Annotated in this window: 8 protein-coding genes; 2 read left to right on the top strand and 6 right to left on the bottom strand. The window is 62.0% G+C overall.

The genetic code is table 11. The annotated features are described in order from the left end of the window. Positions 1-2 precede the first annotated feature (2 nt). Both KUV45_RS08790 and glyA read right to left on the bottom strand, forming a co-directional pair. Positions 3-1253 carry a sarcosine oxidase subunit beta family protein gene (locus KUV45_RS08790; RefSeq protein ID WP_222162750.1) on the bottom strand — a complete coding sequence of 417 codons (1251 nt, stop codon included), beginning with the start codon at positions 1251-1253 and terminating at the stop codon, positions 3-5. A gap of 110 nt (positions 1254-1363) precedes the next feature. After that, positions 1364-2686 (bottom strand): serine hydroxymethyltransferase, encoded by a 1323-nt coding sequence (gene glyA / locus KUV45_RS08785; protein WP_222162749.1) that lies wholly within the window; start codon positions 2684-2686, stop codon positions 1364-1366. 63 nt (positions 2687-2749) lie between these two features. Between glyA and KUV45_RS08780 the strand changes: the two genes are divergently transcribed. Further along, positions 2750-2962 carry a hypothetical protein gene (locus tag KUV45_RS08780; RefSeq protein WP_222162748.1) on the top strand — a complete coding sequence of 71 codons (213 nt, stop codon included), beginning with the start codon at positions 2750-2752 and terminating at the stop codon, positions 2960-2962. Positions 2963-3059: 97 nt separating this feature from the next. Here KUV45_RS08780 and KUV45_RS08775 read toward each other — a convergent pair whose 3' ends face one another. The 3 genes from KUV45_RS08775 to KUV45_RS20295 all read right to left on the bottom strand — a co-directional run bounded on the left by KUV45_RS08775 (position 3060) and on the right by KUV45_RS20295 (position 5637). Then, positions 3060-4103, bottom strand: a complete 1044-nt coding sequence (locus tag KUV45_RS08775) for a GlxA family transcriptional regulator (protein WP_224851984.1) — start codon at positions 4101-4103, stop codon at positions 3060-3062. 159 nt (positions 4104-4262) lie between these two features. Next, positions 4263-5369: a hybrid-cluster NAD(P)-dependent oxidoreductase gene (locus KUV45_RS08770; RefSeq protein ID WP_206941290.1), complete on the bottom strand. Its 1107-nt coding sequence runs from the start codon at positions 5367-5369 to the stop codon at positions 4263-4265. A 145-nt stretch (positions 5370-5514) separates the two neighbouring features. Beyond that, on the bottom strand, positions 5515-5637 hold the full coding sequence (locus tag KUV45_RS20295) for a hypothetical protein (RefSeq protein WP_261315894.1): 123 nt from the start codon (positions 5635-5637) through the stop codon (positions 5515-5517). Positions 5638-5738: 101 nt separating this feature from the next. Here KUV45_RS20295 and KUV45_RS08765 point away from each other — a divergent pair, with 101 nt between their 5' ends. Beyond that, the gene (locus tag KUV45_RS08765) at positions 5739-7025 is read left to right on the top strand and encodes an aromatic ring-hydroxylating dioxygenase subunit alpha (RefSeq protein ID WP_222162903.1); all 1287 of its coding nucleotides are present in this window, start codon (positions 5739-5741) and stop codon (positions 7023-7025) included. 78 nt (positions 7026-7103) lie between these two features. On the opposite strand, the gene KUV45_RS08760 is transcribed toward KUV45_RS08765, so the two are convergent. Further along, positions 7104-10652, bottom strand: coding sequence for an EAL domain-containing protein (locus KUV45_RS08760; RefSeq protein ID WP_222162746.1), 3549 nt, complete (start codon positions 10650-10652; stop codon positions 7104-7106). Positions 10653-10843 lie beyond the last annotated feature (191 nt).

The following is a 10843-nucleotide window of genomic DNA, read 5'->3' as shown; positions in this document are numbered from 1 at the left end:
ACTCAGTGGGCGACACCCGCGGCGCCGTGCTCATCGATCAGGGCACCACTGTGGAAACGGTCGATGGAAAACGGTGCGGCCAACGGATGCATCTCGCCCTTGGCCAGACTGGCGGCAAACACATGCCCAGACCCCGGCGTGGCCTTGAAGCCGCCGGTACCCCAGCCACAGTTGAAGTAGAGTCCCTTGATGGGGGTCTTCGACAAGATCGGACAGGCATCCGGACAGGTATCGACGATCCCCCCCCACTGCCGGTTCATGCGCACCCTTGAGAAGATCGGGAACATCTCGACGATGGCCTGCAAGGTGTGTTCGATGGTGGAGTAGCTGCCGCGCTGTCCATAGCCGTTGTAGCCGTCGATCCCGGCGCCGATGACCAGGTCCCCCTTGTCGGACTGGCTGATGTAGCCATGCACGTGGTTCGACATGACCACAGTGTCCAGCACCGGCTTGAGTGGCTCGGACACCAGCGCCTGCAGCGGATGGCTTTCCAGCGGCAAGCGCAGGCCGGACAGACCGGCCAGGACACCCGAGTTGCCCGCGGTCACGCAGCCTACGGTGGTGGCCTCGATGTCACCACGGTTGGTATGCACCCCGAGGATGCGCCCATCGCGGATCTTGAAGCCGGTGACTTCGGTCTGCTGCAGAATATCCACACCCAGGGCGTCGGCACCGCGGGCATAGCCCCAGGCCACCGCATCATGACGCGCCACCCCAGCGCGGGGCTGCCATGAGGCGCCCATGACGGGATATCGCGCGTTTTTTGAACAGTCCATGATGGGCACAAGCTGTTGCACACCGCGGGCATCCAGCACCTCGCCATCGATGCCATTCAGCCGATTGGCATTGACCCGGCGCTGGATATCGCGCATGTCCTGCAGGGTGTGCCCCAGGTTGAGCACCCCTCGCTGGGAGAACATCACGTTGTAGTTGAGGTCCTGGGAAAGGCCTTCCCACAGCCCCATCGAATGCTCATAGAGGGCCGCCGCCTCATCCCACAGGTAGTTCGAGCGCACGATGGTAGTGTTGCGAGCGGTATTACCGCCCCCCAGCCAGCCCTTCTCGATCACCGCGACGTTACGTACCCCGAACTCCTTGGCCAGGTAGTAGGCGGTCGCCAGGCCGTGCCCGCCGCCGCCAACGATGATCACGTCATAGGCCGCCTTGGGAGTGGGGTTACGCCACTGTCGCTGCCAGTTCTCATGGTGGCTGATGGCATGGCGCGCCAGCGCAAATCCGGAATAGCGTTGCATGATGTCTCCTCAAGGATCTCTTTTTCCGCTCAGTGGCATCAGCCCAGTAACGTCAACCCAGTGCCACGGCCACTGCACCGCCAGCTCGCGCCTGGGGTTCCACTACCTGACTAGGCGGACTGCAGCTCGGATGGGTCGGCCATCGCGTAGACCGGGTGACGCGCACACAGCTCAGCGACCCGAGCTCGTACCTCGTCTTCGATGGCGGCGCTATCGTCGCCCCGGGTCAGGGCGTCCAGAACGTCACAGATATCACCGGCAAGCTGTGCACACTCCGCCTCATCGAAGCCCCGGGTGGTAACAGCAGGGGTGCCAATCCGCAGGCCCGAGGTAACGAAGGGACTTTGTGGATCGCCTGGCACGGCGTTCTTGTTGACGGTGATGTGGGCACGGCCCAGCGCCGCGTCAGCATCCTTGCCGGTAATGCCCTGGCGGATCAAAGAGACCAGGAACAGGTGGTCATCGGTGCCACCGGACACCACGTCATAGCCACGCTCAAGGAACGTCGACGCCATGGCTCTGGCGTTGGCGATCACTCGCTCTTGATAGCGCACGAAATCCTGGCTCATGGCCTCGCGGAAGGCGATCGCCTTGGCCGCGATGACATGCATCAGCGGGCCTCCTTGCTGACCAGGAAACACGGCGCCATTGAGCTTCTTGTAAAGCACCTCATCACCGCTGGCCGACAGGATCAGGCCACCGCGAGGACCGCGCAGGGTCTTGTGGGTCGTCGTGGTCACGACATGGGCATGGGGCAATGGACTGGGGTACAGGCCTGCCGCCACAAGACCGGCAACGTGGGCCATATCGACCAGTAGCCAGGCTCCGACACTGTCGGCGATGGTGCGAAAACGACGCCAATCCACCACCCGGGAATAGGCCGAAAAACCCGCCACGATCAACTTGGGACGATGTTCGCGTGCCAGGCGTTCGACCTCGGCGTAGTCGATGTGGCCCGTCGCTTCATCCAACCCGTACTGCACCGCCCGGTAATGCTTGCCAGAGAAGTTGGGCGCCGCACCATGGGTGAGGTGACCGCCATGGGCCAGACTCATGCCAAGTACGGTGTCACCCGGCGAGACCAGCGCCATGAAGGCGGCAGCATTGGCCTGGGCACCACTGTGGGGCTGAACGTTGGCATAGTCCGCCCCAAACAGGGCACAGGCTCGCTCCATCGCCAGGCGCTCGACCACATCCACGTGCTCGCAGCCACCGTAGTAGCGCTTGCCGGGATACCCCTCGGCGTACTTGTTGGTCAGTTGGCTGCCTTGGGCCTCCATCACCGCCGCACTGGCGTAGTTTTCCGACGCGATCAGCTCTACATGCTGCTGCTGGCGAACCTCCTCCGCGGCAACGGCCTCAGCTATCTGGGAATCGAATCGTGCAAGACAGAGCGACGTCCGCGATGAATGCGCCGTGAACAGATGGGACATGGGGTGCCTCCCGCTATGGCAAGCAACGGTTAAGCGACCGCACTCGCCTGATCAGATTTATCGTTGTCATTGCAGGCACGGGCCGGCAGTCTCACTCGCGAGGTCATCCTCGACCTCCAAGGTAAGCTGCTGCCACAACGCAATCGTTCTGAAAGCGACATCGACGTCTTCAACAAGGACATCTGTCACTCCCGCATGGGTGTCGGCGTTGTCGGCAAGGTCACCGCCTGCTGCCTGGTGCTGTCATTGAAGCCGACACGCCCCGGCGTGACTTGAACAAATGCGACAGCTTTATTGGACGCGGGTGACCGAGACGGTCTGTGTTTGCGAGAGGGTCAGGCTGGGTCGAGAAGGTCAGGCTGGGTCGAGACGCTCAGCCTTGGCCGAGACGAGTGCCAATATGCAGAAAGAAGGGGTCGACGCCGGCTTCCTCGCGCCCCTTGGGATCGCGGCGCAATTGGGAGGGAGACTGGCCATAGGCGGCGCGAAAATGGCGGGAAAAGTGTGCGGTGTCGGCGAAGCCACAGCGTTCACCGATATCGGTGATGCTGTGCTCGGTGAAGTACAGTAGCCACAGGCCATAGCGCAGTCGCAGGTCACGGGCGAACTTCTGTGGCCCGATGCCAAAGCTGTCCTGAAACTTGCGCTCGAGGCCGCGACGGGAGGCGCCTACGCGATCGGCCAGCTCATCCACGGAAATGACCTCCCCCAGATGCTGCTCCAGGATCGTCACCGCCCGGCGCACGATGCGGTCCTCGATACGCTCGAATACCACGGGCTGTGGCTGGCCATGCTCTCCGCCGCGGTGCCCATCCAGCAGCATGATGTTCAGACTCTTGCGCGCCCAGGCGCGGCCCAGATGACGCTCCACCAGGTACGCCGCCAGATCGGCCGCCGCGGCGCCACCCGCACAGGTCAGACGATCGCCATCATCCACATAGAGCCGATCGGCCACCGCATTGACCTGGGGAAAACGGCGCACCAGGTCCGCATGGTGATACCAGCTGACACAGCAGCGTCGCCCCGCCATCACGCCAGCCTGGATCAGTGACAGCACACCCGTGCAGACGCCGACCAGTGGCACGCCAAGCCGAGCCGCCTGACGCAGGTACTCTGACGCCGCAGGATCGTCCGTCGGTGAGCCGTCGAGCACTCCGCCAATGACCACCAGATAGTCGAACTGACGCGGGTCAAAAAAGGGCGTGGCAAAGGGTTCACAGGGTGAGATGACCGCACCGCAACTCGACGGTGCATCCTCCCCGTCTGCCGTAAGAAAGCGCCAGCGGCAGCGCAGTTGACGACTGCGGTCGCCCTCATCGGAAGCCAGCCTGAGGCAATCCACAAAGGCAGCAAAGGGCAACAACGTAAAACGACGCAGCAACACGAAACCTACCGACAGCGCCGGCGGTTGGGCCACCGACGTTGACACCTCAGACTCAGCCTCAGAGTCAGACAGGGGGGAGGAAGAATCGGTAGGAAACATATCGCTCGTATGCCAGCGGAGGTGGCTGACCAGCGTACCCGATTCCCCCCGACCGCCTCCACTGGGCGTGGATTTTGCTACTGGCACGCCTCGCTACCAGTCGACAGTGACATTGCCTCGGGGCCGACTGCAGCACGACAGAATGTAGCCCTCGGCCACGTCTTCGTCGGTGATGCCGCCGTTGTGGTCCATCTCCACCTCGCCTGCCACCAGCGGCACTCGACAGGTGCCACAGATCCCCATGCCGCAGGCCTTGGGAATGTGCAGCCCCAACTTGGCGGCCGCTGCGTGCACGGTCTCACCTGGCTGGATACGCACACTTTTCCCTGCAGCCGCGAACTCCACGCAGTGCATGTCCGCGACATCCAGCTCCTCGGCGAGCGCTTCGGCCTGCTCGGCCAGCTCGTGCACGTCCTCCTGAACATCCACCGGCGTCGCGCCAAAGGACTCCTCATGGTAGCGGCTCATATCAAAGCCGCGCTGAACCAGCAGCCGTCGCACCGCCGCCATGAAGGGGGTCGGCCCACAGCAAAAGACCTCGCGATCCATGAAATCCGGCGCCATCAACTCCAGCATGGCCTCTGACAGGAAACCGCGGTACCCGGCCCAGGACTGGTTCAGCTCACTGTCACGCTCGCACACGATGTGCAGCCGAAATTCAGGAAGTCGAGAGAAGATATGGTCGAGCTCTCGGCGAAAGATGATATCTCTGGGAGTTCTGGCACAGTGGACAAAATCCAGATCCACCGCCGCATTGGTGTCGAAAAACCAGCGCGTCATCGACATCAGCGGCGTGATGCCCACCCCACCTGACAGCATCAGCACCTTGTCGGCCGCATGATCGATACAGTTGAACTCGCCCACGGGGCCGTGCACCGCCAGTTCGTCGCCGACCTTGAGCGACTCATGCAGCCAGTTCGAGACACGCCCTCCCGGCACCCTCTTCACCGTGATCGAGAAGCTGTAGGGAACCGAGGGGGCACTGGCGATGGTGTAGGAGCGAAACACGCACTCATCGTCGATCTCGAGCTCCAGGGTGACAAACTGCCCCGGCTTGAAAAAGAACATGACCGGCTGCTCCGCCATGAAACAGAAGGTGCGCACGTCCCAGGTTTCCTGAATCACCTTGACGCAGCGCACCACGTGGCGTCCGTTGGACCAGGTCTGGGTCGTCACCGGGCTGAGAAAATTCGTCACCATGGCGTCGTCGCTCGCAGCTAGTGGTGGCTCTGATGACCGGGCAACGGCTACCGGCCAGGCTAATGAGGGAATTCTGCCCCTCGTCCTCCCGCCATCACTTGTCTAATCACGACATCAGCATGCTCGATTCCCCCGGGCATGCTCGTCACGGCAGCGATAGCGTCGCAACGGCATCATCTGGTGTCGTCGCCAGACAGCCCTGCTTCGAGCCCTTGTTCCAGACTGCCAGCACGCCACGCCCCACATGCCAGCCACCAGAGGCGTCCATCGCCCGTGACCTGCACGCGCACTGGGCCGTCACCCAGTACCCATTCGATGAGCAAGGACGACGTTCACCGCGAGCGTCTACCGCATGACCTGGAGAGCAACATGGACCCCATTGCATCACCCCGTCTGGGGGACCCTCTGGAAGAGGCCCGCCACTTCGCCCTGGAAACGGCCATGCATCATCCTCACGGATTTTCGCTGCCCCAGGCGTTCTACAACGATGACCGCCTGTTCAGACTGGACATGCGAACCATCTTTGAAAGGGAGTGGATCTTTGCCGGGATGAGCTGCGAAATCCCAGCGAAGGGGCAGTTCATGACCCTGGATATCGGCGACAATCCGATCATTATCGTGCGCGGAGACGGCGGCAGCCTGCATGCCTTCCACAACACCTGTCGCCATCGAGGCTCACGCCTGTGCGCCACTCAAAGCGGCAAGGTGGCCAAGCTCGTGTGTCCCTACCATCAGTGGACCTATGAACTCGATGGCCGCCTTCTGTTTGCCGGCACGGAGATGGGCGCAGACTTTCGCCTGGAAGACCATGGTCTGGCCCCTGTAGCCCTCACCGAAGCCGGTGGCTATCTGTTCGTCAGCCTGGCCAGCGAGCCACCGGATGCCAGCGATCTCAAGGCCGCCTTTGACAGCTACCTGAGCTTCTACGACATGGAAAATCTCAAGGTGGCGGTTACCACCACCATCGAGGAACAGGCCAACTGGAAGCTGGTGCTGGAAAACAATCGTGAGTGCTACCACTGCAACGGCTCACATCCAGAGCTGATCAAGACGCTCTACGAATTCGACGATACCGAGGACCCACGAGCGACCCCGGAATACCGTGCCCTGGTGGAGCGCAAGCAGCAGGAATGGGACGCGCTCGGCATCCCCTGGAAAATGCGCTGGGCAGGCGGCAAGCGCAATCGGCTGACCCGCACGCCACTGGTCGAGGGCACAGTGTCGATGACCATGGATGGACGTCCCGCCTGTTCAACGCCGCTGACCCACCAGGGAATCGAGGACATGGGGTCACTGCGTCTGCTACATCTGCCCAACAGCTGGAATCACTTTGTCGGCGACCATGCGGCGGTGTTTCGTGTGTTGCCGCTGGGCCCCCAGCGCACCCAGGTCACGACCAAATGGCTCGTCCACAAGGACGCGGTGGAAGGCGTCGACTACGACCCCGAGAATCTGCGGCGGGTGTGGGATGCGACCAACGCCCAGGACCGTCGCCTTGCCGAGGAAAACCAGCGTGGCATCAACTCACTCGCCTATCGGCCGGGACCTTACTCCCCCACCTACGAATACGGCGTGATCGACTTCATCGACTGGTATCGCAGCACCTTGACCACCAACCTCTCGGACACCCCGGAACTGAGCCTGGTACGCGCATGATCGAGGTATCCAGGACCTGACCAGCAGGCGGCCTGGCTAAGGCGGCCTGACTAAGGCCATCTGACTAGGGCCGCCTGACTAGGGCCGTCTGCTGTCCGTCGCCACCAGCGGGATAACCTCGCCACTCTCGGCGGCCGTTGGTGGCGTCAGATGTTCACGGCGCAACAGTGCATCAAGCTCACGAAACGGCACCGGTCGCGAGAACAGATAGCCTTGGAATGTGGCGCAGCCCAACTGCTTCAAGGTGTAGCAGTGTCGCGCGGTCTCCACGCCCTCGGCCAACACTTCCAGGTCCAGCTCTCGGGCCAGTGAGATAACGCTCCTGCACACGGCAAGGTCTGGCTCGCTATCGAGACAGTGAGCGACGAACCCACGGTCAATCTTGATCTTGTCGATGGGCAGCGACTTCAAGTAGTCAAAGCTGGAATAGCCGGTACCAAAGTCATCGATCGCAGCCGTCACGCCGCGGCGGGACAATTTTTCAAGGGTCTTGGCCACACCCGGCTTGTCTTCCAGCAGCATGCCTTCGGTGATTTCCAGCTCCAGCCAGTCCGATGGCAGCTGAATGTCATCCAACGCCTGGCACACACTGGACAGGAAGTCCTCACGGTGGAATTCCAGTGGCGACAGATTGACCGCCACCCTGCCTGGCGATAAACCCAGCTGTAACAATCGCTTGGCGTCCTGACAGGCTCTACGCAGAATCCAGCGGCCCAGCTCGATGATCTGGCCCGTTTCTTCCGCCAGAGGAATGAACTCGGCAGGCGATACCCAGCCCAGGTCCGGATGGCACCAGCGCGCCAGTGCCTCAAGTCCCGTGACACGCCCAGCACCATCCACCTGGGGCTGGTAAAAGACCTGCAACCGCTGCTGGTCCAGCGCCACCCGCAGTGCATTGCGCAGCATGACATGTCGACCGGAAGCTCCCTCCAGCGTACGCGAGAACAGCTGGCACTGGTTTCGTCCTCGCTGCTTGGCCTGGTACATGGCCAGGTCCGCCTGCTGGATCAACCGCTGAGAGCTCACTGCCGACTCACTGTCCAGCATCGCAATCCCGATACTCGCGGAGATATGCAGCTGGTGGCCATCCACGCGGAAAGGCTCATGCAACTGCTCAAGCAGCCGTTCGGCCACCACCACCGCTTCCTCTCGCCCACCAATGTCCACCAGCACCATGACGAATTCATCGCCACCGAGTCGTGCCAGGGTGTCCGAGCGGCGCTGTCCTCGCCCCAGCCGCTTGGCGACCTGCACCAGCACGCGATCACCGGTTTCATGGCCCAGACCGTCGTTGATCGGCTTGAATGCATCCAGATCCAGGAACAGCACGGCCAGCCCCTTCTCATGCCTCTGCGCAAGCGCCACATCATGCTCCAGTCGGTCTGACAGCAGCAGGCGGTTGGGCAGACCGGTCAAGGCATCGTGGGTGGCCTGATGGGCCAGCATCTCCTCCTGGGCCTTGCGCTGAGTGACATCGTCGACAATGCCGATGAAGTGGCTGACACCCTCACGACTGGCGTGTACCGGAGACAGGGTCATGTCATACCAGCGGCAAGCCCCCACGTCCTGCGTTGCCAGCACCGTGACGGAGCCGGCCTGCCGAGTCTTCATCCAATGACAGATTTCGCCTTCCGTTACCGGGTCAAGTCCCATACGCCGCGCCAGCTCACTGGCCTTGAGGCCGATCAAGTCAGCGTTGCGCGCACCCAGCATGCGACACACCGCGGCATTGACGTAGATGACCGGCCCGCCCCTGGCGATGGCATCGAAAATGACCACACCATTGGTGCTTTCGGTCAGACAGCGTTCCATGATCGAGAGCCTGGCCTGCTCCACCTGACGCTGAGTCACGTCGGTGAAGCTCGCAAACAGGCCTGCACAGGCCCCCTCGACCCGAATCTGCTGCAGCCTCACCAGGAAGCAGGAGTGCTGCGTATAGCACTCGAACTTTACCGACTGCTGGTGCCCGGACATGACCTCGTCGAAATGCTCATGCAGCTCAGACGGTGGCGTGTCGCAGCCCATCAACCGGCAGGCGATGTCACCAAAAGGCTGACCGATGGCAGTGGTTTCCGATGAGCCTGCCGACACCGAGACGGCGCCTACCGATGCATGCTGATTCAGGGCACGCTCTGCCGATGCATTCAACTCGGTGACCAGTCCCGAGCGACGTACCTGCAACATGGGATCAGCGCTCAGCCCGAACAGGGAGCGGAACTCCTGCTCTCTTGCCGCCAGGGACATGGCCTGACGACTGCGGATCTTGGCCAGGGAGATCCACACCATCAATTGGTAAGTCGCGAACAGCCCCAATGCCGCCAGCATCGCCGGTAGCAGGACGCCCACCAGCTTTAACGGCAGCGATGCCTGAATACGCAAGGTGCCGCCACCCGACATGGCGATGTCCTCCCGCATCAGCCCAGCAAGACGACCGTGCTCTACCCAGACCTCGCCGGGCCTATGCTCCACCAGCATGCTTTCATTCCAGCCGATCAGCGTCATTCTGGCTTCCAGCCCCTCACTCATGCGATCGAGCCATGGCCCCATACTCACCAACGTCACCAGCCTGGGGCCGAAGCTGCCAAAGCTATTGACCTCCAGCAGGGCGTCTCCCTCGGCGAGTATCCACCAGCGCATGGGTTCATCACGCCGGCGAGCGAGCCAATCGCGAACCTGAGGCATGTCGAGCAGCTCCGCCAGTCGGCTGTCGGCCGAGCCTGAGTCAGGACCAAGACGACGCAACACCTTGCCATCCTGCCACCAGACATAGTCAACGATCTCTTCGTGGCCTGAAGACCCTGTCGGTTCAGGCGACCCTCCGGCCTGGGTCAGCGGCATACTCCATTCGCTCCAGCCTTCGCTGTAGCGTTCCTGCCATTGCGCAATACGACTACCGAGGATGTCCAACTGGGAGGCGAGATTGTCACTGAGACTGCGTGAATAAAGGTGGTATCCCCCAAACGCCACCAGCAGACTGAGGCTGGTGCCTATCAGTCCAGCCCACACGGCACGAGGAGCAAGAACACGGAAGTTGATCACATCAGGGCGTGGCAGCAGCAGCAAGATCACCCCGAAGATGATGATCATCAGGGTCCCCAGGGGGCGCGTCTCGAACAATAGCTGCCGCCAGCGCGGCACGTCCTCGGCATCGCTGATCATCAACAGGGTCAAGCTGCCGCAAGCAATACTCATCCCGCCGAGGCACTGCAGCAACCAACGCTTCCAGCGATCCGAAGACTCAGTCTCCCGACTGTCCTGCCACACCGATACGGCCAACAGCATCAGCAGCAGCGAGGACATGCCCGGCTGGGCGGTCACTCGCCCCTGGTGTTCCCAGGCCTGGTCCAGCAGCCATAGCGCCTGGAACAGGCCATAGCCAAGCAGCAGCAACGCTGCTCCAAGTTTGATGACGCGCCGCTGCTGGATCAGCGCAATGATGCCAGCCGTCGCCAGCAGCGACGCCAGGGCCCCCGAGCGACTGAAGGTCAACAACTCGAACAGGAACAAGGCTGGGGATGGAGGCGCAATCAGCGCATGCAGAGCCACCAGCCCACCAAACGTCAGCAGCACCACCACCAGCAGCGTGGTCGCCAATCCCGCCCCTTCTTCCTTATGCCGATCCATCATTCGTCAACCTCGCTCGCGGCTGACTTTCCCGGCGATCCTGTCTGCTGGCTTCCTGCAAACGCCAGTATTAACTGCCATGGCGCCCCTGCTTCAGCGGATACGTAGCTTGCGCGTCGGAAAGTCCATCGTTATTTCTGCCTTTGCTAACTATCCTGCACAAGTTGGTGACGTCGCTCTTGGTAACAATATCG

The sequence above is a fragment of the Halomonas sp. DP3Y7-2 genome (assembly GCF_019800795.1).
GTDB classification, from domain to species: domain Bacteria; phylum Pseudomonadota; class Gammaproteobacteria; order Pseudomonadales; family Halomonadaceae; genus Halomonas; species Halomonas litopenaei_A.
This window is presented reverse-complemented; position numbering and strand designations above follow the sequence as displayed.